This window comes from Ralstonia flaminis (assembly GCF_958415495.1).
Classification (GTDB): Bacteria; Pseudomonadota; Gammaproteobacteria; order Burkholderiales; family Burkholderiaceae; genus Ralstonia; species Ralstonia flaminis.
This window is the reverse complement of record NZ_CATZLL010000004.1, coordinates 44,869-68,446: the sequence shown is the minus strand read 5'-3', so window position 1 is coordinate 68,446 and position 23,578 is coordinate 44,869. Positions and strand designations below refer to the sequence as shown.

Genomic DNA, 23,578 nt, shown 5'->3' with positions numbered 1-23,578 from the left:
AACAATGAACGTTCCGCTCATACTGAATATCGCCGCCTTCGCAGCCATCCTGATTGGCCTTGGCGCTTGCGTGAAATCGAACTGGAGCCTGGCAAAGCGCGTGCTACTGGGCATGGTGTTGGGTATCGTGTTCGGTCTGGTGCTGCACCTGATCTACGGCGAAGAAAGCGCAACGCTCAAGCAATCGATTGCGTGGTTCAGCATCGTCGGCGGCGGCTACATTCAGTTGCTGCAGATGATCGTCATGCCCCTGGTGCTGGTCTCCGTTCTCAATTCGGTGGCCAAGCTCAACAACACGGCGTCGCTGGGCAAGATCAGCGTGCTGACAATCGGCACGCTGCTACTGACGACGCTGATTTCCGCACTGGTCGGCGTGTTTGTCACGAACCTGTTTGGCCTGACCGCACAAGGGCTGGTGCAAGGCGCGCAGGAAACTGCCCGCCTGAGCGCGATCCAGGACAACTACGTCGGCAAGGTGGCTGACCTCTCGGTTCCGCAACTGCTGCAGTCCTTCCTGCCGAAGAACCCGTTTGCAGAGCTGACCGGTGCCAAGCCGACATCGATCATCGGCGTGGTGATTTTTGCTGCCTTCCTGGGTGTGGCTGCACTGAATCTGCTCAAGGATGATGCGGTGAAGGGCGAGCGTGTGCTGACCGCCATCGATACCGCGCAGGCCTGGGTCATGAAGCTTGTGCGACTCGTCATCCGCCTGACCCCGTACGGTGTGCTCGCGCTGATGACTAACGTGGTGGCCGTGTCCAACGTGCAGGACATCATCAAGCTCGGCGGCTTCGTGGTGGCCTCGTATCTTGGCCTGGCGATCATGTTCGGTGTGCATGCCGTGCTGCTGACGGTCAACGGCATCAACCCGATTCGATTCTTCCGCAAGGTGTGGCCGGCGCTATCTTTCGCGTTCACCAGCCGGTCGAGCGCTGCCACCATTCCGCTGAGCATCGAGGCACAGACACGGCGTATCGGCGTGCCGGAGTCGATCGCCAGCTTTGCGGCATCGTTTGGGACCACCATTGGCCAGAACGGCTGCGCGGGCTTGTATCCCGCCATGCTGGCCGTGATGGTGGCGCCCACGGTCGGCATCAACCCGTTTGATCCGGTGTGGATTGCAACGCTGGTCGCGATCGTCACGCTCAGTTCAGTTGGCGTTGCCGGCGTTGGCGGTGGCGCTACCTTTGCCGCGTTGATCGTGCTGCCGGCCATGGGCCTGCCCGTGACGCTCGTGGCGCTGCTGATCTCCATCGAGCCCCTGATCGACATGGGGCGGACCGCGCTCAACGTCAACGGCTCGATGACCGCCGGGACGATCACCAGCCAGTTGCTGGGGCAAACCGATCGAAGCGTGTTTGATGCCGGTGACGAGCCGGAACTGATGCATCGCTGATCGCTGCGCCAAAAGAGAACATGCCGACCTCGTGGTCGGCATGTTGCTTTTCAGGGCACCTGCGCCAGATCGGTCAGCGTCTCCATGAATGCGCTGGCGAGTTCGCTGGGTGTGCTGGCACTTCTGCGTAGCAGGCCGACGGGCTCTTTGGTGGCGGAGGTGACAATGTCCAGTCGGACCAGTCCACCGTGCTGAAGATCGTCATGGGCGGCGCGCTCGGGTGTGATCCACACCGCATTGGAGCGGCATGCCAGCAAACGCGAGACCGACACGGATAGCGTTTCTGTTACGCCCGTCGGCAAGCGCAGGCCGTGCGTCTGGAGCAACGCCTCAGTGTGATGACGCGGTACGGTGCCCGGTGTCGCAATCACCATCGGATAATCCAGCACCGCCTGCAACGACGCCGATGCGCCTGGCTGCGCGAGCAGCGGATGCCCGGGCCGCACCACCAGCGCAAGGGGTTCGGCATATAGCAACTCGAACGATAGCCCTTGCATGGCATCCGGCTCGGCCATGCGGGCGACCACGAAATCGAGTTCGCCTGCCTTGAGCGCTGTCAGCAGTTCGGCATTGGTGCCGGTGCGCAGGCGTACGCCGGCATGCGGGCGTTGTGCATGCAGCGCAGCAATCGCCTGCGGCAGCAGGCCGCTCGCCACCGTCGGCAGGGCGCCGACGTGCACGACAGGTGCAGAGGCTTCGCCCGAACCCATCAGCGCTGCGGTGGCCGATTCCAGCGCCTGTGTCGCGCCTACGGCATACCGCAGGAACTGCTCGCCGGCCGCGGTGAGCCGCGCCCCTTGCCGGCCACGTTCAACCAGTTGGGCGCCGGCCAGCGCTTCCAGTTCGCCCAGTGTTTTCGACACCGCCGGCTGGCTCAGGTGAAGCCGCTCAGCCGCCCGCCGCAGGTTGCGCTCCTGCGCAATGGCAACAAAGCAACTCAGATGGCGAAAGCGGATGCGCGAGGGGAGGTCAGTGCTATCCATAAATTTTAGTTATCGATTTTTCGATCATAAGTCAATTTACTTCACTTTTTGGCGGCCATATAGTCCAACTCGAGTCATTCCTACAGATTCCAACGGAGACGCCCCATGACCCTGCCGCTTTCCGGCACCGGCGAGTTCGCCCAGCGCGATACCGCCCAGCACCCGCCCGCGCTCACCCCCGTGTACAAGACCAGCGTGCTGCGCTCGCCGCGCAATGCGCTCATCTCCACGCTCAATACGCTGTCGGAGACGACCGCGCCGGTATTCCACCCGGACGACCTCGGCGCGCTCGATAACGACCTCATCCTCAACTACGCCAAGGAGGGCTTGCCGATTGGCGAGCGCATCATCGTCCACGGCTACGTGCGCGACGAATTTGGCCGCCCCGTGCCGAATGCGCTGGTGGAGGTCTGGCAGGCCAACGCCGGTGGCCGCTATCGTCACAAGAAAGATCAATACATCGCGCCGATCGACCCGAACTTCGGCGGCTGCGGCCGCATGCTGACGGATGCCAACGGCTACTACGCCTATCGCACCATCAAGCCGGGGCCGTATCCGTGGCGCAACCGCATCAACGACTGGCGCCCGTCGCATATCCATTACTCGCTCTCGGGCGATGGCTGGGCGCAGCGCCTGATCACACAGATGTACTTCGAGGGCGATCCGATGATTGCGCAGTGCCCGATCATCAAGACCATTCCCAGTGAAGAGCAGGTGCGCGGTCTGATTGCGCTGCTCGATACGGCCAACCACGTGCCGCTCGATGCGCGCAGCTACCGTTTTGACATCACGTTGCGTGGCCGCCGTGCCACGCATTTCGAGAACGCCCAGCAAGGAGCCAAGTGATGACCACGACCACGCTTCATGCATCGCTCGAACGTGCCCAGGCCGCAACCATGACGACCACGCCGCCCTTCGCGCATTTCAATGAGACGGCCTCGCAGACGGGCGGCCCCTACGTGCATATCGGGCTCGCACCGCGCCAGGCAGGCTTCGACATCTACGAGAAGGAATTCGGCAACGTGCTGACCACGCCGGCCACGCGCGGCGAGCGCATCGCGCTGGAAGGCCGCGTGTTCGATGGTTCCGGCTCGCTCGTGCGCGACGTGCTGATCGAGATCTGGCAGGCCAATGCCGATGGCAAGTACGCCCACCCGGCTGACCGCCAGGACAAGCCAGTCGATGCGGCTTTCCGTGGCTGGGGCCGCGCGGGTGCCGATTTCGACACCGGCGTCTATCGCTTCGACACCATCAAGCCGGGTGCCGTGGCAGGGCGCGGCAATACCGTGCAGGCGCCGCATATCTGCATGGTGCTGTTTGCACGCGGCATCAACCTTGGCTTGCATACGCGCGTGTACTTTGGTGATGAGGCCGTCGCCAATGGTGCCGACCCGGTACTCAATGGCATTGAATGGGAAGTGCGCCGCAAGACGTTGATTGCGCAGCGCACCGAGCGCAATGGTGAGGTGGTCTACACCTTTGACGTGCGCCTGCAGGACACGCCCGATGGTGGTGCGGAAACGGTGTTCTTCGATATCTGATCGATTGCCGCGTCACATGAAACAACGCCCAGCGGGGTAACCTGCCGGGCGTTGTTTTTTGGAGCAATGCGCAAGACGTCATGCGCTTGTCGATAATGGAGGCCTTGATGCTCCACATTTGACACCCGCGCTGTGACCCAACTCACCCTTCCCGGATTCGAAGCCACGCCCCAGTTGCCCGCACACCGCCTGTTTCTGGCGATCAAGCCCGATGCCGGTACCGCAGAGCGCATTGCGCGGGTGGTGGAGCAACTGCGGCCAGCCGTCGGCTTCAAGGGAAAGGCGCTACGCCCGGAGCGCCTGCATATCACGCTGTATCACCTTGGCGATTTCGTTCAAGCGCCGCCGGACGATCTGGTTGCGCGCACGCGCCTGGCTGCCGAAGGGCTTGCCTTGCCTGCCTTTGATGTCACCTTCGATCAGGTGGTGAGCTTTCATGGCCGACGCGACCATCGGCCATTCGTGCTGCTGGGCGGTGAAAGCGAGAGTGGCGCCAATGGCACGACAGCACTGATGGCGTTTCAGTTGGCACTGGGCGAGGCCTTGCAGCATGCCGGCCTGCCCGTGCCGCTTGGGCATTTCAAGCCGCACATCACGCTGCTGTACGACCGTGGCGGCTTTGCGCCCAAGCCGGTCGAGCCCATGACTTGGACGGTGCGCGAGTTCGTCCTCATCCATAGCTGGCTCGGCAAGACGCGGTATGACGAGCTTGGCCGCTGGACACTCAAAGGCTGAGCTTCGCGCCGTTACGCGCAGCCATCCGGTCCGCAGACCGGGCCATCGGCCTCACTTGCCGGGGCGGGGGCGCCGATGTGCTGCGCCAGGGCCTGTGCCCATTGTTCCGGACGACCGAGCCACGGGCCGACGTCGATCGTGCCCAGGCGGCCCTCCGCATCTTCCAGGGCAAACGTTGGAAAGCCCTGTCCACCCACGCGATCCAGCCATTGCCGGCTTGCCGCAATGTGCTGCTGCGTGAGTGCGCCGGCTTGCCGCGTATATTCCGCATCGAACGCCTCAGGCGACAGGCCCAACGTTGCGGCCAGCTCACGCAGCACGGGCAGATCAGCAATCCGCCGGCCTTCTTCGTAGTGCGCGCGCTGGACGCGGTGGATCATGTCCAACCCGTGCCCGCCAAGCGCTTCAGCCGCCAGCACCGCGGTGATGGGCGGCTCCGAATCCATCACCGCGCTGGTATCACGCAGCAGGCCGTCAAAGTACGGTTTGCCGAATGGCTGACCGGACATCTCGGCGATGCGGTGGTCGTGCGGCATGACGTAGTCGCGCCATTGCGGCGTGACCATGCGCCGGTTTGCGCCGGCCAGCATGCCGCCGCCATGAAACGCGACGGTCAGGCCAGGCACCGCGCGGGCGGCATCCACCAGTGGCGCGGCGCCGTAGCACCAGCCGCACAGCGGGTCGAAGATGTAATGCAACGTCGTCATAAGCAATCCTGGGTTACTGCGGCCACTTCATTTCGCCCTTGATGACCTTGGCGCTCAACTCCAGCGATGCGTCACCAGGCAGGGACGGGTAGGCCGCTTTCATCGCCTTGATCAATTCGGCTGAGTTGTTGGCGCGGGCGGCTTCGGCTTCAAAGGTCTTCAGGTAGTCTGCCGTAAAGCGTACCGCTTCCAGCCCCGCGGGCATGGGTCCGGTGAAGTGTCCTGGCACCACCGTCGTCGGCTTGAGCGCGGTGATGTTGTCGAGGGTCTGCAGCCAGCCCAGGCGTGATTCGCGCGTTTGCGTGTCGGCCACCCAAACATGGTCGCCGCTGTTGACCACCACGCCCCCGGCCACCGTCTTGAGCGACGGAATCCACAGGTACGTGCGCGCCGGGTTCGGGCCGTTCAGGCCCTTGATCTCGATGGCGCGGCCTTCCAGGGTGAGGTGGTCGGCGTGCAGCACCTCGGGCAGCACGAGCGCCTTGGGGGCGTTGTCTTTCAGGAGCGGACCCCAGTAGGCCAGCTTGCCATTCATCGATGCCTGGATGGCCGCCACGGTTTGCGGTGTGGCCACGATCTTCGCCTTCGGGAAGGCCGCGCGGATGACGTCGAGGCCGAAGTAGTAATCCGGGTCGCTCTGGCTGATGTACACGGTGGTGAGCGTCTTGCCGCTGGCCTGGATCTTTCGCACCAGGGCTTGCGCGTCGGTGCGTTGGAACTGCGCGTCGATCAAGATGGCCTCGTGCGCCCCCGTAATGATTTCCGACGACACCGGGAAGACACCCTTGTCACCGGGGTTGTAGACCTCCAGGTGCAGCGGCGCCGGCGCGGCGGCATAGGCAACGATGCCGGCGCTGACGAGGCCGGCGGCAAGCAGGGGGCGGATCAAGGTCATCGGGGGGCTCCTGGGCGGATGTGATGGCAATACCGCTACTGTAGGTTGCTTGATTCGGCCGAAAAACCACCTAGTATGCGCATATTTGTTTCGCGAATCGATCAAATATGGACCGAATTCGAGCCGCCGAGGTGTTCGTCGCGATTGTCGAGCGTGGCAGCCTGAGTGCCGCCGCAGATGGGCTCGATATGTCGCGCGCCATGGTGACGCGTTATCTGGCGGAGATGGAGGCGTGGTCCGGTGCACGCCTGCTGCATCGGACTACGCGCCGCATCGGTCTGACACCTGCCGGCGAAGCCGCGCTCGTGCGCTGCCGCCAGATGCTGGAGATCGCTGCACAGATGGCTGCGGCGGACGGCCCCGAAGCTGACACGCCGCGTGGTTTGCTGCGCGTTGCGTGCGCACAATCGCTCGCGCAAGAGGTGCTGAGTGCGGCGGTAACGGCCTACCTGCGGCGTTATCCGCAGACCGCCGTCGACCTCGTCGTCGACAACCGCACCATCAACCTTGTGGAGGAACGCATCGATCTGGCGGTGCGCATCACCAATGATCTTGACCCGAACCTCATCGCGCGGCCGCTGGGCACGTGTGAATCGGTAGTAGTGGCCGCGCCCGCGTATCTGGCGGCGCATGGCGTGCCACGCCGGGTTGAAGATCTGGCCGTGCACAACTGCCTGACGTATTCGTACTTTGGCAAGAGCCTGTGGAGGTTCACCGATGCGAAGACGGGCAGGTCATCCGATGTGCCTGTGAGCGGCAACCTGAGTGCGAATGAGTCGATGGCGCTACTGGCGGCAGCCCGGGAGGGGGCGGGTGTCGCACTGCAGCCGGCGTTTGCAGCAGCGCCGCTCATTGCCAGTGGCCAGCTCGTACGCCTGCTGCCCGAACACGTGCCGCTGGCGCTCGGCATCCACGGCGTATACAGCTCGCGCAGGCAGATGCCGGCGGCGCTGCGGGCGATGCTGGACTTCCTTGTCGATTGGTTTGCTGCGCACCGGAGCGTGACCTGATGTAGCAATCGGCGGCAGGGGGGATGACTACAGTGAGAGGCTCCCAAGCCCGGAGCCCCCATGAACTACGAAGGCATCACCACTGAAATCGCGCGCGGCCTGTTGGAGCTGCGTGCTCGTATTGCCCAAGCGAAGATTCCATCCTCCAAGCTGGACGAGACGCTCAACATCGCCACCTGGAACGTGCGCGAGTTCGGCAGGAAACCGCGCACCAAGACTGCGCTGTACTACATCGCGGAGATCCTGCGGCAGTTCGATCTGATTGGGCTGCAGGAGGTGCGCGACAACCTGGGCGACCTCAACCGCGTGCTCGAAATCCTCGGCCCTGATTGGCACGCGGTCTATTCCGATGCAATGACGGATGCGGGTGGCAACCGCGAGCGCATCGCCTACGTCTATGACCGTCGCGCCGTTGCCTTTACCGGCCTGGCGGCACAGGCGCAGCCGCCGCGCACGAAACGCGGTATGGAGTACTTGTCGGATATCTCGTGGTGGCGCCGGCCATACATGGTGTCGTTTCATTCCGGCAACTTCGATTTCGTCTGCATTTCTGCCCACATTCGGTGGGGCAACAGCGAGCGGGATCGACTGCCGGAAATCGAGGCGCTGGCCGACTGGGTCTACGCCAAGGCACAGGAGAAGGATGCCGACGGCAAAGACTTGATTGTCATGGGCGACTTCAACGTCCCCAGCGAAAAGAGCCCGCTGTTCCAGGCGCTGACTGCCCGCGGGCTGCGCGTGCCGGACAAGCTCCTGCGCAGCACCTTTGGCAGTAACCTGGAGAAGAACAAGCGCTACGACCAGATCCTGCAGATGCCGGAATACCCCGAGAGCTTCACCAATGCGGGCGGCGTGCTCGATTTCTACCAGGGCGACCATACCCCGCTGTTCCCGCGCCTGACCAAGCAGGCGATGACGTATCAGCTCTCAGACCACCTGCCGCTGTGGGTGCAGATCAATACCAATACCGAGGAGCACACATTGCGGGCGCTGGCCGAGGGCTGATGGTCAGTGTGCTGTATTGCTCAAACAAACGGCGCAAAGAGGCCGTTGAGCCTGGCCCCGCTGGCGGCATCACGCGCAAAGGCGAAGGTACCCGTGGCTCGCAGTTCTTCCGCCGCGCGGAGGAATGCCCCTTGCGCTGCACGAGCCAGCGCAGCGCCCACGCTGATGCGCTTGACGCCCAGTTCGGTTAGCTCCGCTACGCTCAGATTGCCATCCGCAAACCCCATCAACACGTTGAGCGGACGGTCGATTTCGCGCAGCACGGTGGCGATCTCTTCGCGCGTTTTCAGGCCGGGGGCGTAGAGCACGTCGGCGCCGGCGTCCTGGAATGCCTGCAGGCGGCGGATGGTGTCGGCCAGGTTGTTACGGCCGTGCAGGTGGTTCTCTGCGCGCGCGGTGAGCGTGAACGGAAACGGCAGCGAGCGCGCGGCTTCCACGGCGGCGCGTACGCGCTCGACCGAGGCTTCCAGCGGATAGATGGGCGCATCGGCGTGGCCTGTGGCGTCTTCAATTGAGCCGCCCACGATGCCGGTGGCACCCGCCAGGCGGATGCTCTCGGCCACGGTCTCGGGGGTATCGCCAAAGCCGTTTTCCAGATCGGCGGCCACCGGCAGGTCAGTGGCTGCAGCCAGATCGGCCACGTGCGTGAGGATGAGGTCGCGGCCAACGCCGTAGTCGGGCCGCCCGCGCGAGAAGGCAAAGCCGGCGCTGGTGCTGGTCAGCGCCTCGAAGCCGAGCGCCGCCAGCAATCGGGCCGAGCCCGGGTCCCACGGGTTGGGGATGACGAAGGTGCCGCTGCGTTCGTGCAGGGCGCGGAAGGCGTGGGCTTTTTCGATCTGAGTCGGCATGGCTATCCGGGGTAAGGTGGATACGGGTTGGACTGCAAGGCTGAGGCACAGGCGAGCGCGTCATCCAGGCGGTCATTGCCCCAGAACATCGCGTCACCGACAAAGAACGTGGGAGCGCCAAAGATGCCACGAATCTGCGCCGCATGCGTTTGTTCGCGCAGGCTCAGCTTGTTGGCGTCGGACAGCGCTTCGGCCAAGATCGCACTGGCGGGAAGCCCGAGTGCGGTCAGTTCTTCACGCACGGCTTCCGGTGTGTGGATGTCGTGGTCCTGGGCGAAGTTGCGCAGCATGATGCGCTGGCAGAACGCGCCGATCCAAGGCCGATCTGCGCCCAGCAGCGCCACGCGCAGCGGCAGCACGGAGGCACGCGGGAAGGTGCTGGGCCTCACCCAGGGCACGCCGATCTTGTGGCACTCCCGGGCGATGTCGTGCCACATGTAGTCGCCCTTGGCTTTCTGCAGCATGAACGGCGAGTTGCTCCAACCGAGCGACTGGAAGATCGGCCCGAGCAGAAACGGCTTCCACACGATGCGCACGCCCTGGCGTATGGCTGCCGCCTCAATACGCATCACGCTCAGGTAGCTGTAGTTGCTGGCGAAGTCGAACCAGAACTCGACGGTGGGTGTGGGGAAGAGGGCCTCCCACGTGGCGTTGTACGGGGCGAGCTTAGTCATAGACCACCAGGCAGCGGATTTCGATGCTCTCGCGCGGCGGTGTGCCGGCCGGCGCCTCAGGGTGGGCAAACGCGGCATGCGGTGTGAAGCGCGCCACGCCGCTGGCCTGCGAGTCGTACTGCTTGAACACCAGCGCCTCGTGCCGATCGATCGCCGAGGCGTACCACCAGCGGTGGCGGGGGTTGTGGGTGGCAAGGTACAGCTCGCCGGTGCGCGTGGGGTAGCGGATTTCGGCGGCGACGAGGTCGGCAGCGTTCACGCTGCGCGCGTCGCACAGGGCTAGCGGCGTATCGAGCACCGGCCCACGGATCGAGCGCCAGATGTTGACGATGCCATAGCGCCAAACGGCGGCGGCCTGTGCCGGATTGGTCAGCACGCGGCCCAGGCGCAGGCGGCCGGAGGCTTCGGTGTAGTCGTTGTGGATGCGGCCGACGGCAGAAGGGGGGCCGTCGCCTTCGCGCCCGAAGGTCAGGGTGGGGCGGCTCGGGTCGCGCTTGCGCACAAGGTGATCGAATACATGTGCGCTGCGGGCACCTGTTGCGGCGGTGGCGAGTTCGGCGGCCTCTGCGTAGTAGATCGAGCGGATCGCCTCTTCATCGCCAAAGTCCGTCATGCGCGTGGGAGCCTCGGCGAGGATGAAGCCTTCGCGCTCAAGGGCCGGCGCGGCAGAACGCATGTCGGCGATGCTGACCTCGTGCAGTTCGTATTCGCAGGTCTGCCAAGGCTCGCCGGCAGGCGGTGGGTACATGTAGTTGATCGGGGTGCCGGTGCCGGGTTTGACGTAACTCAGGCCACCGACCACCGTTTGTGGTCGGGTATGAGGGTCCATGCAGCCTCCAACGTGAGTGTCGTTGGCTGCATTACACGTGGTGCGCTGCGTGCGCTCAAACGTGTTTCATGCAAGTTCGGATGCGCTGGGCGCATGCGAGGCCTGGGCGGCGGCTTCAGCACGAATCCATTCGGCCACGTCGCGCACATCGCGGCGCGGGTTGGGCTCGGACTGGATCAGCCAGTACGCATGCGCGTTGTGCACGCCAGGGGCCGTGGTTGGCACGCGCACCAGCCTGCCGTCGGCCAGCAGAGGGGAGATCAACTCCAGTCGCCCAAGCGCAATGCCCTGGCCCGCCACGGCCGCGTGGATGATCTGGTCGTGCTGGTTGAAACGCAGCACCGTGCGCGGTTTGGCGTGGCTCCAGCCAGCGGCGGCCAGCCAGTCGGTCCATTGGAGCCAGGGGCGGCGCAGGTCGCGGTCGTCAAAGTCGAGCAGGGTCTGGCCTGCCAGCGCGTCGGCGGAATCGAGCGGACGCAGCGCCAGCGACGGATGGGCAACCGGCACCACGGTTTCCCCAAACAGCCGGATTGCGCCGGGCGGCGCATCCCCCGGCGGGCAGTAGCGGATGGCCAGTTCGATGCCTTCGTTTTTCAAGTCGACAAGGCGGTTGTTGGTGGCCACGCGCACATCGATGTCCGGGTACTGCTGTTGGAAGCGCGCCAGGCGCGGCAGTAGCCACAGGCCCGTCACGCCGATGCTGGCGGTGATCGTGACAGGCCGGCGCTCGGCTGCCACGCGAATGGCGCCGATGGCGTCCTGCAACTGCTGCACGGCGCTGTCGGCGCTGCGGAACAGGCGCTCGCCCTCGGGCGTGAAGGCAATCGAGCGGTGCCCGCGCACTAGCAGCTTCACGCCCAGTGCTTCTTCCAGCACCGACACTTGGCGGCTCACGGCCGATTGGGTCAGGCACAGGTCATCGGCGGCCAGCGTGATGCTCATGCGCCGGCCCACGGCCACGAAGCCGCGCAGCAAGTCCAGGGAGGCCAATCGAACCAACGGTGTCGACATGCGTTTTCCTCATGTGAAGCGTTCTCAAAGATCAATTGAGAACCCCAATGTGGCGAAGTTTAATAAGCCATCGGACGACATTCCAGTCAAACGCACGCCTGCAGGATAGGAATGTCAGTCGCCACGGAGAACACACCCATGACATCGAAATCGTTGACGCAATCGCCTTGGCTGCCGGTACTGGCCGGCGGGGCGGTGATCGGCCTGGCGCTGGGCATCCGACACGTGCAGGGCCTGTTCCTGGTGCCCATTACCATGGACCACGGCTGGACGCGCGAGACCTTCGGCCTGGCCATCGCACTGCAAAACCTGATCTGGGGCGCGGCGCAGCCGTTTGCCGGCATGCTGGCGGACCGCTTTGGGGCGGCCAAGGTGGTGGTCGCGGGTATCGTCGTCTATGCGCTGGGTTTGGTCCTGATGGCGCATGCGGGCACGCCGCTGGGCTTTACGTTATCGGCGGGCGGGTTGATCGGCATGGGGCTCTCCGGCACCTCATTCGGCGTGGTGTACGGCGCGATCAGCCGGCTTACGCCACCTGAGCGGCGTAGCTGGGCGTTGGGTGTGGCGGGCGCGGTGGGCGGTGTCGGCCAGTTCATCATGGTGCCGACGGCGCAGGGGCTGCTGAGCAACGTCGGCTGGGTGACGGCGCTGGTGGTCATGGCCGTGGTGATGGCGGTATTCCTGCCGCTGGCCGCGCCGCTGCGTGAGAAGGCTGCCACCGCCGTGGCGCAGGAGGCGCACCAGAGCATGGGAGCCGCCATCCGCGAGGCTTTTGCGCATCCAGGCTTCTGGCTGTTGAACCTCGGCTTTCTGACGTGCGGGTTCCAGCTTGCCTTTATCGGGGCTCACATGCCGGCATACCTGCTCGACAAGGGGTTGACGGCGCGGCACGGCATGATTGCGCTGGCGTTGATTGCGGCCGCCAACATCGTCGGCACCTACTACTGCGGCGCGCTGGGCGGGCTGTTCCGGCGCAAGTATCTGCTGTCGCTGCTGTACCTGATTCGCACAGCGGCGATTGCGTTGTTCATTCTGCTGCCGCTGTCGCCGGTTACGTTGTATGGGTTTGCCATCGTGATGGGGCTGCTGTGGCTGGGCACGGTGCCGCTCACCAATGGGCTGCTGTCGCAGGTGTTTGGGGTGCGCTATATCGGCACGCTGTTTGGGTTCGTGTTCCTGGGCCACCAGGTTGGTGCGTTTCTTGGGGTGTGGCTGGGTGGCGTGGTGTACGACCGCCTGCACTCGTACGACGCCATCTGGATTGGCGCGATGGTACTCGGCATAGTGGCCGCGCTGCTGCACTGGCCGATCGATGACCGTCAATTGGCGCGCAAGCCTGTCGTGCAACCAGCATGAACGGGCGACTCAAACGTTGGGCGGCGTGGGCGCTGGCGGCAACCAGCGCGGCGTTGGTCTTTGCGGCGTGGCTGACACCGGAGGGTGCGTTTTCGTTTGTGACGCTGGCGTCCTTCTGCGGATAACCCCGATTTGTGAAACAATATCGGGTTATTCACTAGTGGGTACTGGTACGGTTTGCGCGGGAAATGGAGTGCTTTTGCATCATCTTCCTGTGAATGCCACCGTTCAGACATGACTTACGCCGTCAAGGAAATCTTCTACACGCTGCAAGGCGAGGGTGCCAACACCGGCCGCGCAGCCGTCTTCTGCCGCTTTGCCGGCTGCAACCTCTGGAGCGGGCGCGAAGCCGATCGCGCCACCGCCGTCTGCCAGTTCTGTGACACCGACTTTGTTGGCACGGATGGCACGCAAGGCGGCAAATACACCACCGCAGATGCCCTGGCCGATACCGTCGCCGCAGAATGGCCGGCCGACGCCGCGGGCGGCAAGCCGCTCGTCATCTGCACCGGTGGCGAGCCGCTGCTGCAACTGGACACCCCCCTGATCGACGCGCTGCACGCACGCGGCTTCGAAATCGCCATCGAGACCAACGGCACCATCGCCGTGCCCGAGGGCATCGACTGGGTGTGCGTGAGCCCGAAGATGGGCTCGGAGCTGGTCGTCACACGTGGCGATGAGTTGAAGGTCGTGATCCCGCAAGACGGGCAAGACCTGGACGCATATGAACGGCTGGATTTCCAGCATTTCTTCCTGCAAGCCATGGATGGTCCGCTTGCGCGGCAGAATACGGCGGCAGCCGTTGCGCTGTGCCAGCGCCGCCCGCGCTGGCGCCTGTCGCTGCAAACCCATAAGATGCTGGGCATCCGCTAAGGCGGGCCGCAGCATTTTGTCCCAGTCGTTCCAGCCGTTTTGCGGCGTTCGCTGCCGCCCAGTCCTTTGCGCTCCATGACCAAGACCGTTTCCATTACGCGCCGGCTCGAGTTTGATGCCGGCCATCGCATCCCCGGCCACGCTGGCCAGTGCCGCAACCTGCACGGCCACCGTTATCAGCTTGAACTCACGCTCACCGGCGAAGTCCTGCACAACGACAAGGCCGCCGACGACGGCATGATCCTCGACTTTGGCGACGTCAAGCAGCTTGCCAACAAGCACCTCGTCGACCTGTGGGACCACGCGTTCCTGGTCTATCGCGGCGACACGAAGCTGGTCAAATTCCTGAACGACATGGAAGGCGGTCACAAGACCGTTGTGCTGAACGACGTGCCGACCGTCGAGAACCTCGCGCAAGTCGCGTTCGACATTCTCGAACCCGTGTTCCGCAATACGTTCGGGCACCATCTGCGCCTGTCCAAGCTGGTGCTGTACGAAACGCCCAACTGCTGGGCCGACGTGAAGCTCGCGCGCCCGCACGAGCAGGATTGATCGGACTGTCCCGACACGCCGCGATACGCATGACCACGCCCCACGTCCTCACGCCGCCCGCCGACATGTCCGCCCACGAGCGTGACGGCTACTGGATGCAGCAGGCGCTGGTGCAGGCCAAGTTTGCGTGGGGACAGGGCGAAGTGCCCGTAGGCGCGGTGGTGGTGCGCGGCAACGAGATCGTCGGCGTCGGCTACAACGCGCCGATCGGCACGCACGACCCATCTGCGCATGCCGAGATGCGTGCCCTGCGCCAGGCTGCCGAAAAGCTTGGCAACTACCGCTTGCCCGACTGCGAAGTCTTCGTGACGCTGGAGCCGTGTGTGATGTGCGCTGGCGCCATGCTGCATGCCCGTGTGGCACGCGTCGTCTATGGCGCGCCCGATCCCAAGACCGGCGCTGCGGGCAGCATCCTCGACCTGTTTGCCGAGACACGCCTGAACCACCAGACCGCCATCACTGGCAGCGTGCTCGCGCAGGAATGCGGCGACATGCTGCGCGCCTTCTTTGCCGAGCGTCGTGCGAGCCAACGTGCTGCGCGGCTGGCTTCCACCGAATCCGATCCGACCTGAACTGACCGCATGCCGACCACCGTCCGCCTGATCGCTCCCTCTGGCTACCCGAACGATGCTGAGCTCGCAAAGCGCGGCGCTGCGGCGCTGCGGGCGCAGGGCTGCGAGCTGGTGAATACGGAATGCCTCGTGCGCCAACATCAGCGCTTTGCCGGCGACGACGATGCACGGTTGGCCGATCTGCACCAGATCGGCACCGGCAGCGGTCAGGAAATCGCCATGGCTATCCGCGGCGGTTACGGGCTGACGCGGTTGCTGGACCGCATCGACTTTGCGGCCATCCACCAGCGTGCGCAGGCCACCGATGCCATCATCGTCGGCCATAGTGATTTCACGGCGTTTTCGTTGGGGTATCTGGCCGCGACGGGCGGCGTGACATTTGCCGGGCCGCACCTGTGCTCGGATTTCGCGCTGCCCGAGGTGGACGCCTACATGGTCGAGCATTTCTGGGGCATCCTGCGCAGCCCAAACTACGCGTTGCGCGTGGATGTTCCGCAGACCACGGCTCGCCCAGGGCGCATTGCCGGCACGCTGTGGGGCGGCAATCTGGCCATGCTGTGCAGCCTGGTTGGTACCCCATATCTGCCCAAGATCGACGGCGGCATCCTCTTCGTTGAAGACATCAACGAGCATCCGTATCGGGTTGAGCGTATGCTGCTGCAACTGCAGCAGGCCGGTGTGCTGGAGCGCCAGCAAGTACTGATGCTCGGCGATTTTTCTGGCTACCGCACCACGCCGTACGACGCGGGTTACGACTTCAGCCCCATGTGCGATTACCTGGCCGCGCGGCTGCCGATTCCGGTCGTCACCGGCCTGCCGTTCGGCCATTGCCCGACCAAGGCGACGCTGCCGATTGGCGCGCAGGCCGCGCTGGACATCGACGCCACGGGCTTTACGCTGCACTTGACCGGCTATCCGACGCTGCGCGGCTAGACTGCTTGTCTGTCCGGGTCATCTCCGGATGGTAAAATCCCAGGTTCCCTAAATGGCGGACGGCTAAATGCCTGCCGCGCCAGATCACCGCTTTCCAATCAAGGTTTCCACGTGCTTTCCACCGCCAACATCACCATGCAGTTCGGGCCCAAGCCCTTGTTCGAGAACATCTCGGTCAAGTTTGGCGAGGGCAATCGCTACGGCCTGATCGGTGCCAACGGCTGTGGCAAGTCGACCTTCATGAAGATTCTGGGCGGTGATCTGGAGCCGAGCGCCGGCAACGTGATGCTGGAACCGGGCGTGCGCCTGGGTAAGCTGCGCCAGGACCAGTTCGCCTACGAAGACATGCGCGTGCTGGACGTGGTGATGATGGGCCACACCGAAATGTGGGCTGCCGCGCAAGAGCGCGACGCCATCTACGCCAACCCGGAAGCCACCGACGACGACTACATGAAGGCCGCCGACCTGGAGGCCAAGTACGCCGAATACGATGGCTATACCGCCGAAGCGCGCGCTGGTGAGCTCCTGCTGGGCGTCGGTATCCCGACCGACCAGCACAGCGGCCCGATGAGCGGCGTCGCTCCGGGATGGAAGCTGCGCGTGCTGCTGGCCCAGGCACTGTTCTCGAACCCGGACGTGCTGCTGCTGGACGAACCGACCAACAACCTCGACATCAACACGATCCGCTGGCTGGAATCGGTGCTCAACGAGCGCAATTCCACGATGATCATCATTTCCCACGATCGCCACTTCCTGAACTCGGTCTGCACCCACATGGCCGACATGGACTACGGCACGCTCAAGGTCTATCCGGGCAACTACGACGACTACATGGAAGCCTCCATGCAGGCGCGTGAACGCCTGCAGGCCGCCAACGCGCGCGCCAAGGAGCGCATCTCCGACCTGCAGGACTTCGTGCGCCGCTTCTCGGCCAACAAGTCCAAGGCACGCCAAGCCACGTCGCGCCTGAAGATGATCGACAAGATCAAGGTGGAAGACATCAAGCCGTCGTCGCGCCAGAACCCGTTCGTGCGCTTCGAGTTCGAGAAGAAGCTGCACAACCTGGCGGTGGAAACCGAGAACGCGCGCAAGACCTACGACCGCAAGATTTTCGACAACCTGACCATGGCTGTGCGTGCCGGCGAGCGTATTGCCATCATCGGCGAGAACGGCGCGGGCAAGACCACGCTGCTGCGTTCGCTGCTGAACGGCGCGGTCAAGACCGGCGTGCAGCGCGGTATCGAGATCGACGGCGGCACCGTCAAGTGGGCCGAGCACGCCAATGTCGGCTACATGCCGCAGGACACCTACGAAGAATTCCCCGAAGACCGTGACCTGATGGACTGGATGAGCCAGTGGACGCAGGCCGGTGATGATGACCAATCCCTGCGCGGCACGATGGGCCGTCTGCTGTTCTCGGCCGACGACATCAAGAAGAGCGTCAAAGTGCTCTCGGGTGGCGAGAAGGGCCGCATGATCTGGGGCAAGCTGATGCTGGGCCGCCACAACGTGCTGGCGCTGGACGAGCCGACCAACCACATGGACATGGAGTCGATTGAGTCGCTGCAGATCGCGCTGGACAAGTTCGAAGGCACGCTGATCTTCGTGTCGCATGACCGCGAATTGATCAGTGCCCTGGCCACGCGCATTATCGAAGTGCGCCCGAACGGCACGCTGACCGACTATCTCGGCACTTACGACGAGTACCTGCAGAGCCAGGGCGTGGAGGTCTGAGTACCTCACACGTACTCCACAAAAAAGGCAGCTTCGCGCTGCCTTTTTTGTTGCCTGCACGTGCAACCCTAGCCTGTCGCCTCGTCGATCAGCAGATCAAGCTGGGCGATCACGTTGGCGGCTTCCGGCTCGCCGCGCGCCTTGGCGAGTGCGGCCTTGAGTGCGTCGCGCAGGGCGACGAGGTCGGCCACATTGCCGGCCTTTTCCACCTTCATTTCGAGCAGGTAGCCGCGCAGGCCGAGGTAACGGCTGATGGTCTCGGTATAGAAGCGGTAGAGGCGCTGATAGCCTTCAACGCCGCGCTCGCCAGAGGCAGCGCTTGGCACGGGCGCGGCAGGCGTGTCTGGTGCGGAGGCAGCTTCACTTTTGGCGGGCGTTGCCGACATCCCGTGTGAGCGGATATACCCGGCGTGCTCCAGTTCTTCGAATACCGCCTGGTTCATGCCCAGTGGCGCGAGCTGGACGAGGATCTCGTCGCAGGTCTTTTCGCCGTTGACCATCAGCAGCAGTGCGCGGTGTTTCTGATCCAGGTGGTAGGCGCGCGTGCGGATTTCTTCCTGCCCCTTGTCGGTTTTCTGGTAGATGCTGGCGGTCATGCGTGTCTCCCTCGGCCGGCGCGTCTGCAGTGCGCGCTCTGCTGGCTCTACAATAGGACGATCATAACCGCCCGGGTAGCGACGGCGATCCTAGTCACAACCCGGATAGCACAACGCGCAGACCGCGCATCCACCAGAGCGAGACAAGCAACGATGCAGCAACGCGACAAGCTTTTCATCAATGGCAAGTGGGTGGCGCCGCAGGGCAAGGGCGTCATTGAAGTGATTCATTCGGCCACCGAAGAGGTGATGGGGACGATCCCTGAAGGCAGCGCTGCCGATGCCGAAGCCGCCGTGGCGGCCGCCCGCGCTGCGTTCGACGGATGGGCTGCCACGCCCGTGGCCAAGCGCGCCGAGTACATCCAGAAGATCACCGACGGTCTCAAGGCCCGAAGTGAAGAGCTGGCGCAGCTGATTGCCGGTGAAGTCGGCATGCCGATCAAGCTGGCGCGCGCCATCCAGGTGGGCGGCCCGGTGTTCAACTGGGGCAACTTCGCCAAGCTGCTCGGCAAATTTGAATTTGAAGAGCAGGTCGCCAATTCGCTGGTGGTGCGCGAGCCGGTGGGTGTGGTGGGCGCCATCACGCCATGGAACTACCCGCTCAATCAGATCACGCTGAAGGTTGCCCCCGCGCTGGCCGCTGGCTGCACGGTGGTGCTCAAGCCATCGGAAGTGGCACCGCTCAACGCGTTTGTGCTGGCGGAGGTCATTGAAGAAGCTGGCCTGCCGCCGGGCGTGTTCAACCTTGTTACCGGCTATGGCCCGGTGGTGGGTGAAGTGCTGGCAAGCCATCCGGATGTCGACATGGTGTCGTTCACGGGCTCGACGCGTGCGGGCAAGCGCGTGGCCGAACTGGCATCGCAATCGGTCAAGCGTGTGGCGCTGGAGCTGGGCGGCAAGTCCGCCTCTGTAATCCTGGATGACGCGGATTTGTCGGCTGCGGTCAAGGGAACGCTGTCGGCGTGCTTCCTGAACTCCGGGCAGACCTGCTCGGCGCACACCCGCATGCTGGTGCCCCGTGCGAAGTATGAAGAGGTCAAGGCGCTGGCCGCGCAATTTGCGGCGAGCTACGTGCCGGGCGACCCCGCGCAGGAGACCACGCGCCTGGGCCCACTGATCTCCGCCGTGCAGCGCGATCGTGTGCTGGGCTACATCCGCAAGGGTCTGGAAGAGGGGGCTGAACTCATCGCCGGTGGTACCGATGCTCCGGAAGGATTGTCCACCGGCTTCTTCGTCAAGCCGACCGTGCTGGGCAACGTCAAGACCACGGACACCGTCGCGCGCGAAGAGATCTTCGGCCCGGTGCTCACCGTGATCTGCTACGACAACGAGGATGACGCCATCCGCATCGCCAACGACAGCATCTACGGCCTGGGCGGCGGCGTGTGGTCGGGGGATGAGGCGCGGGCGATTCGCGTGGCGCGACGCATTCGTACGGGGCAGGTCGACATCAACGGTGGGCCGTTCAACATGCAGGCGCCGTTTGGCGGCTACAAGCAGTCCGGCAACGGGCGCGAGAACGGCAAGTACGGGCTGGAGGAGTTCCTGGAGTACAAGGCGCTGCAGCTCAAGCCCGCTCAGACGGCTTGACGCGTCTGCTGCATCAACAAAAAACCCGGCTTCGGCCGGGTTTTCTTTTGGGGCTTACTTGCGGCTGCCGTCAGCGTTGTAGCCCTGGGCTGTGCCTTCGGCCAGGATGCGCGTCCAGACGGCGTTGCGCTCGTCATCGGTCATGAACACCCAGTTGCTGACTTCCAGCTGGGTGCGCCCGCAGCCTTGGCAGACCTCATCGAAGAGGGTTGAGCAGATGCCAACGCACGGGCTGTCGGGGCGGCCGAGCAGGGTGCTTTCGGGCGCACTGGAAATGTCGTCGGGCATGGCAGGGGGCAGTTGAATCAGCAGGGCCGCCATTCTACCGGGACGGCGGATTCCGGTTTCTAGGTACGCGTTCGCTGGCTGACATGATCGGCTGCGGCGGACAATGCCAACGCCGAATTTACCAGCGCGATATGCGAGAACGCCTGCGGAAAGTTGCCGACCAACCGACGCACGCGCGGGTCGTACTCTTCCGACAGCAAGCCCACGTCATTGCGCAGCGCCAGCAGCTTCACGAACAACGCACGCGCTTCTGCATCGCGGCCCTGGAGGACAAGGTTGTCGACGTACCAGAAGCTGCACGCAAGGAAGACGCCTTCGCCCTCGGGCAGTCCATCCGCCACGGCCTCCGTGCGATAGCGGCGTACGAGACCATCGACGAGCAGATCGTCCTCGATGGCGCGCACCGTGGCCTGGATGCGCGTGTCCGTTGCGGGCAGGAAGCCAACCAGCGGCAGCATCAGTAGAGCGGCATCCACCTCTTCGCCGCCGTAGCTCTGCACGAAACAGCCGCGGCGTGGGTGGATGCCACGCGTGCAGACCTCAGCATGAATGCGGTCGCGCACCGCGCGCCAGCGCTCAAGGGGGCCTTCCACGCCAAATTGCTCGATGCTTTTGACGGCGCGGTCAAACGCCACCCACGCCATCACCTTGGAATGCGTGAAGTGCCGGGATGGGCCACGCACCTCCCAGATGCCTTCGTCGGGGGACTGCCAGATGTCTTCCAGATGCGTCATCAGTGCGACTTGCAAGTACCAGGATGCGTCATCACCCGCCAGGCCGCCCTTGCGGGCAAGGTAAAGCGCATCCATCAGTTCACCGTAGACATCGAGTTGGAGCTGCTGCGCTGCTGCATTGCCAACGCGCACGGGTTGTGCGCCTTCATAGCCGGGCAGCCAGGGGACGGTCCATTCGCCCAGACGGCGTTCACCGGCAATGCCGTACATGATCTGCACTTGCGCAGGACTACCGGCGATGGCGCGTTCAAGCCAGGCGCGCCAGGCGCGTGCCTCATCGTAATAGCCGGCGTTCATGAGGGCGAGCAGCGTGAGGGTGGCGTCGCGCAGCCAGCAATAGCGGTAATCCCAGTTGCGTACGCCACCAAGCTGTTCGGGCAGCGATGTGGTGGGCGCGGCGACCACGCCGCCGGTACGGTGATACGTCAGCGCCTTGAGCGTGATAAGCGAGCGCTCGACAGCCTGCGTCCATTCATCGGCGCCCTGGCACCGACTCGACCACGCGCGCCAGCGCGCCTCGATGTCGAGCTGGGCTTCCAGTGCGTCGATGGAGGCCGGCAGCGGTAGATGCGAAGGAGAGTGCGTCAGCACGAAAGGTATGGCCTCGCCTTCGGCCACCGTAAATTCGGCCACGGTGGAGAGGTTCTCGCCGCGGAGCGGGGCCGGCGTGCGCAGCGTCACCATGTCGGGGCCGGCAATGGCTCGCAGTACGCAGTCGGCGTTGTCGCATGCGCTGTTGGCAGGGGCACCGGTGGTTTCGACCACGCGACTGACCCACGGCACAGAGGTGCCGTAGTCGAAGCGCAACGTCAGGTCCATGCGCATGGCAACCGCACCCGAAATGCCTCGCACGATGCGCACGAGATCCGACGTATCGTCGCGCGCGCTGGGCGTGCCCGGCAGGCGTACGGGCATCAGGTCGGTCAGGCTGACGGTGCCGGTGTCAGTCTCGAAAATGGTCTCCAGCACAAGCGTGCCAGGCAGGTAACGCCGGTTGACACGACCAGCGGCACATTGTGGCGCGATCTGCCAGCGGCCATGATCAGGCGTGCCCAGCAGGGCGGCAAAACAGGCGCCTGAATCGAACCGGGGCCAGCATAGCCAGTCGATGGAACCGTTGCGAGAGACCAGCGCAGCGGTTTCGCAATCGCCGATCAGGGCGTAATCTTCGATTTTCGAGGGCATGGGGCTGTCTACCTATGAAGCGTGCGCATGTCGGTCCGAGTGGGGGCCAGATGCGCGAAGGACGCCTTGCAAGGGAGCATTCCCATTGCAAGCCGACAAAGCAGATGGCCCCCACTCGGGCCAACCCGAAGGGCAAGGGGCAGATGGGCCGCGGTGTCGTCCACGCTTAGCCCAGTGGCCTGCATGCACACGTTGATCCCACACTCCACTCCAACAATCGATAAGGCCGACCATGCACGAGAGTACCCGCGTCATTCTTGAGTACAACGCCGGGCGAGACCCGGAGCGCCTCACGCGCAAGCTGGCTGCCATCGCCGCCGATCCGTTCTCATTCTTTCGCGGCACCAACAATCTGTATGCGGCATCGATGATCGATGCGCCGCTCATGCACGAAGCGCCCCGCACGCTGGTCTGCGGCGATCTGCACCTGGAGAACTTCGGCAGCTTCAAGGGCGATAACGGCCTGGTCTACTTCGACATGAACGATTTTGACGAAGCGCTGACCGCGCCGTTTACCGTCGACCTCGTGCGCGTGCTGTCGAGCCTGCAGGTGGCCGCATGTAGCTGGAAGCTGGCTGATGAAGACGCAAACAACCTCTGCCGGCGGTTTCTCGATACCTATGCTGCGGCGCTGGTCGACGGCAAACCACGCTGGGTTGAGCGCGCCACCGCTACCGGCATCGTGCGTACCCTGCTGCGCGGCCTGCGCAGGCGCAACCGCGCGACGTATCTGGCCGAGCGCACCGAGCGTAACGGTAACCAGATCAACCTGCGCATCGATGGGCGCCGCACATTGCGTGCCAGCAAGGAAGAGGCCCAACGCGCGCGCCGCATTCTCCAGGCGTATTCCGAGCAGGGGAACGGACACGGCCAACGCTTCGTTGCTGTGGATGTCGCGCGTCGCATTGCCGGCACGGGCAGCCTGGGGCTGGAACGCTATTCGGTGCTGGCCCGCCCCGAGAACGCCCCCGACACCCTGCGTCTGATCGACATCAAGCTCTCCGTACCGAGCGTTTGGGCCGGCGTGCTGGGCGACGCATGCAGCGTGGCGCCGTGGCATAGCGAGGCAGGGCGTGTGGTTGGCATCCAGCGCATCTCGCAGGCGATTTCACCGGCGTTGCTGCGCGGCGTCGTCTACGGAGCCAAGGGTGAAAAGCCGAAGTCGTACGTGGTCAAAAGCCTGCAACCTACGGCTGATCGCGTGGAGTTGGGCTCCGGCAAGCACGTCGTCGCCAATCTGGACGACGCGCTGCAGACCATGGCCCGTGTGGCCGCGTGGTGTCATCTGCGCAGTTGCGGCCGCCTCGGGACTGATCTGGTCGAGGCTGTGCAGGACTATGCAGCCGGCACGGCGTGGCGCAAATCCGCGCTCAAGCTGGCCACGCACGGGCGGAAGGTGTCGCTCAAGCAGTGGGCCGAGTTTGCGGAGGACTATCGGCAGGCGCGCAAGGGCAAGGCAGGCTAAAGCCTTGAGCCAGGGGCGGTGTCAGGTGATGCATTGTGCATGCCGCCCTCAAGTTCCCGCCGCGGG

General features: G+C 64.2%; 24 protein-coding genes. 14 read left to right on the top strand and 10 right to left on the bottom strand.

Features of this window, described 5'->3' with window-relative positions:
- The first annotated feature begins 4 nt into the window (after positions 1-4).
- Positions 5-1,396: an L-cystine transporter gene (locus tag R2N11_RS07185; protein ID WP_316680634.1), complete on the top strand. Its 1,392-nt coding sequence runs from the start codon at positions 5-7 to the stop codon at positions 1,394-1,396.
- A 50-nt stretch (positions 1,397-1,446) separates the two neighbouring features.
- Here R2N11_RS07185 and pcaQ read toward each other — a convergent pair whose 3' ends face one another.
- Positions 1,447-2,379: a pca operon transcription factor PcaQ gene (gene pcaQ / locus R2N11_RS07180; protein WP_316680633.1), complete on the bottom strand. Its 933-nt coding sequence runs from the start codon at positions 2,377-2,379 to the stop codon at positions 1,447-1,449.
- Between the two features lie 105 nt (positions 2,380-2,484).
- Here pcaQ and pcaH point away from each other — a divergent pair, with 105 nt between their 5' ends.
- The 3 genes from pcaH (at position 2,485) to thpR (ending at position 4,655) form a co-directional block, all read left to right on the top strand.
- Entirely contained in the window at positions 2,485-3,225 is a 741-nt protein-coding gene (pcaH, locus tag R2N11_RS07175) for a protocatechuate 3,4-dioxygenase subunit beta (RefSeq protein WP_199026689.1), read from the top strand.
- Positions 3,225-3,920 carry a protocatechuate 3,4-dioxygenase subunit alpha gene (pcaG, locus tag R2N11_RS07170; RefSeq protein WP_316680632.1) on the top strand — a complete coding sequence of 232 codons (696 nt, stop codon included), beginning with the start codon at positions 3,225-3,227 and terminating at the stop codon, positions 3,918-3,920. Before pcaH ends, pcaG begins: the two co-directional genes overlap by 1 nt.
- A gap of 132 nt (positions 3,921-4,052) precedes the next feature.
- The gene (thpR, locus tag R2N11_RS07165; RefSeq protein WP_316680630.1) at positions 4,053-4,655 is read left to right on the top strand and encodes an RNA 2',3'-cyclic phosphodiesterase; all 603 of its coding nucleotides are present in this window, start codon (positions 4,053-4,055) and stop codon (positions 4,653-4,655) included.
- Between the two features lie 11 nt (positions 4,656-4,666).
- On the opposite strand, the gene R2N11_RS07160 is transcribed toward thpR, so the two are convergent.
- Together R2N11_RS07160 and R2N11_RS07155 are read right to left on the bottom strand one after the other, a co-directional pair.
- A complete protein-coding gene (locus R2N11_RS07160) occupies positions 4,667-5,362 on the bottom strand; it encodes a DsbA family protein (protein WP_316680628.1) in 696 nt (231 codons plus the stop codon).
- Between the two features lie 13 nt (positions 5,363-5,375).
- Complete coding sequence (locus R2N11_RS07155) at positions 5,376-6,257, bottom strand: MBL fold metallo-hydrolase (protein WP_316680627.1); 882 nt, start codon at positions 6,255-6,257, stop codon at positions 5,376-5,378.
- A 107-nt stretch (positions 6,258-6,364) separates the two neighbouring features.
- On the opposite strand from R2N11_RS07155, the gene R2N11_RS07150 reads away from it, so the two are divergent.
- Together R2N11_RS07150 and R2N11_RS07145 are read left to right on the top strand one after the other, a co-directional pair.
- Positions 6,365-7,267, top strand: a complete 903-nt coding sequence (locus tag R2N11_RS07150) for a LysR family transcriptional regulator (protein ID WP_316680626.1) — start codon at positions 6,365-6,367, stop codon at positions 7,265-7,267.
- Between the two features lie 60 nt (positions 7,268-7,327).
- Complete coding sequence (locus R2N11_RS07145; protein ID WP_316680625.1) at positions 7,328-8,272, top strand: endonuclease/exonuclease/phosphatase family protein; 945 nt, start codon at positions 7,328-7,330, stop codon at positions 8,270-8,272.
- 20 nt (positions 8,273-8,292) lie between these two features.
- Here R2N11_RS07145 and R2N11_RS07140 read toward each other — a convergent pair whose 3' ends face one another.
- The 4 genes from R2N11_RS07140 to R2N11_RS07125 all read right to left on the bottom strand — a co-directional run bounded on the left by R2N11_RS07140 (position 8,293) and on the right by R2N11_RS07125 (position 11,634).
- Positions 8,293-9,120: an isocitrate lyase/PEP mutase family protein gene (locus R2N11_RS07140; RefSeq protein ID WP_199026682.1), complete on the bottom strand. Its 828-nt coding sequence runs from the start codon at positions 9,118-9,120 to the stop codon at positions 8,293-8,295.
- A 2-nt stretch (positions 9,121-9,122) separates the two neighbouring features.
- Positions 9,123-9,794, bottom strand: a complete 672-nt coding sequence (locus tag R2N11_RS07135; RefSeq protein WP_199026681.1) for a 2-hydroxychromene-2-carboxylate isomerase — start codon at positions 9,792-9,794, stop codon at positions 9,123-9,125.
- Positions 9,787-10,623, bottom strand: a complete 837-nt coding sequence (locus tag R2N11_RS07130; RefSeq protein ID WP_316680624.1) for a CmcJ/NvfI family oxidoreductase — start codon at positions 10,621-10,623, stop codon at positions 9,787-9,789. Before R2N11_RS07130 ends, R2N11_RS07135 begins: the two co-directional genes overlap by 8 nt.
- 66 nt (positions 10,624-10,689) lie before the next feature.
- Positions 10,690-11,634: a LysR substrate-binding domain-containing protein gene (locus R2N11_RS07125; RefSeq protein WP_199026680.1), complete on the bottom strand. Its 945-nt coding sequence runs from the start codon at positions 11,632-11,634 to the stop codon at positions 10,690-10,692.
- Between the two features lie 138 nt (positions 11,635-11,772).
- Here R2N11_RS07125 and R2N11_RS07120 point away from each other — a divergent pair, with 138 nt between their 5' ends.
- From R2N11_RS07120 to R2N11_RS07095, 6 genes are all read left to right on the top strand, one after another.
- Positions 11,773-12,990 (top strand): MFS transporter, encoded by a 1,218-nt coding sequence (locus R2N11_RS07120; protein ID WP_199026679.1) that lies wholly within the window; start codon positions 11,773-11,775, stop codon positions 12,988-12,990.
- 234 nt (positions 12,991-13,224) lie between these two features.
- Positions 13,225-13,863, top strand: coding sequence for a 7-carboxy-7-deazaguanine synthase (gene queE / locus R2N11_RS07115; RefSeq protein ID WP_316680623.1), 639 nt, complete (start codon positions 13,225-13,227; stop codon positions 13,861-13,863).
- 75 nt (positions 13,864-13,938) lie between these two features.
- Complete coding sequence (queD, locus tag R2N11_RS07110; RefSeq protein WP_316680622.1) at positions 13,939-14,415, top strand: 6-carboxytetrahydropterin synthase QueD; 477 nt, start codon at positions 13,939-13,941, stop codon at positions 14,413-14,415.
- Positions 14,416-14,444: 29 nt separating this feature from the next.
- The gene (gene tadA, locus R2N11_RS07105) at positions 14,445-14,987 is read left to right on the top strand and encodes a tRNA adenosine(34) deaminase TadA (RefSeq protein ID WP_199026677.1); all 543 of its coding nucleotides are present in this window, start codon (positions 14,445-14,447) and stop codon (positions 14,985-14,987) included.
- A 9-nt stretch (positions 14,988-14,996) separates the two neighbouring features.
- Positions 14,997-15,920 carry a muramoyltetrapeptide carboxypeptidase gene (ldcA, locus tag R2N11_RS07100; protein WP_316680621.1) on the top strand — a complete coding sequence of 308 codons (924 nt, stop codon included), beginning with the start codon at positions 14,997-14,999 and terminating at the stop codon, positions 15,918-15,920.
- A gap of 111 nt (positions 15,921-16,031) precedes the next feature.
- A complete protein-coding gene (locus R2N11_RS07095; protein ID WP_316680620.1) occupies positions 16,032-17,654 on the top strand; it encodes an ABC-F family ATPase in 1,623 nt (540 codons plus the stop codon).
- A 68-nt stretch (positions 17,655-17,722) separates the two neighbouring features.
- Here the strand turns inward: R2N11_RS07095 and R2N11_RS07090 are convergent, their stop codons facing one another.
- Positions 17,723-18,250, bottom strand: coding sequence for a hypothetical protein (locus tag R2N11_RS07090; protein WP_199026674.1), 528 nt, complete (start codon positions 18,248-18,250; stop codon positions 17,723-17,725).
- A gap of 153 nt (positions 18,251-18,403) precedes the next feature.
- Here R2N11_RS07090 and R2N11_RS07085 point away from each other — a divergent pair, with 153 nt between their 5' ends.
- Positions 18,404-19,840, top strand: a complete 1,437-nt coding sequence (locus tag R2N11_RS07085) for an aldehyde dehydrogenase family protein (protein WP_199026673.1) — start codon at positions 18,404-18,406, stop codon at positions 19,838-19,840.
- A gap of 54 nt (positions 19,841-19,894) precedes the next feature.
- Here the strand turns inward: R2N11_RS07085 and R2N11_RS07080 are convergent, their stop codons facing one another.
- Both R2N11_RS07080 and R2N11_RS07075 read right to left on the bottom strand, forming a co-directional pair.
- The gene (locus R2N11_RS07080; protein ID WP_199026672.1) at positions 19,895-20,128 is read right to left on the bottom strand and encodes a DUF1289 domain-containing protein; all 234 of its coding nucleotides are present in this window, start codon (positions 20,126-20,128) and stop codon (positions 19,895-19,897) included.
- Between the two features lie 59 nt (positions 20,129-20,187).
- The gene (locus tag R2N11_RS07075) at positions 20,188-22,047 is read right to left on the bottom strand and encodes a glycoside hydrolase family 15 protein (RefSeq protein WP_316680619.1); all 1,860 of its coding nucleotides are present in this window, start codon (positions 22,045-22,047) and stop codon (positions 20,188-20,190) included.
- A 232-nt stretch (positions 22,048-22,279) separates the two neighbouring features.
- Here R2N11_RS07075 and R2N11_RS07070 point away from each other — a divergent pair, with 232 nt between their 5' ends.
- On the top strand, positions 22,280-23,512 hold the full coding sequence (locus tag R2N11_RS07070) for a DUF2252 domain-containing protein (RefSeq protein ID WP_199026670.1): 1,233 nt from the start codon (positions 22,280-22,282) through the stop codon (positions 23,510-23,512).
- Positions 23,513-23,578 lie beyond the last annotated feature (66 nt).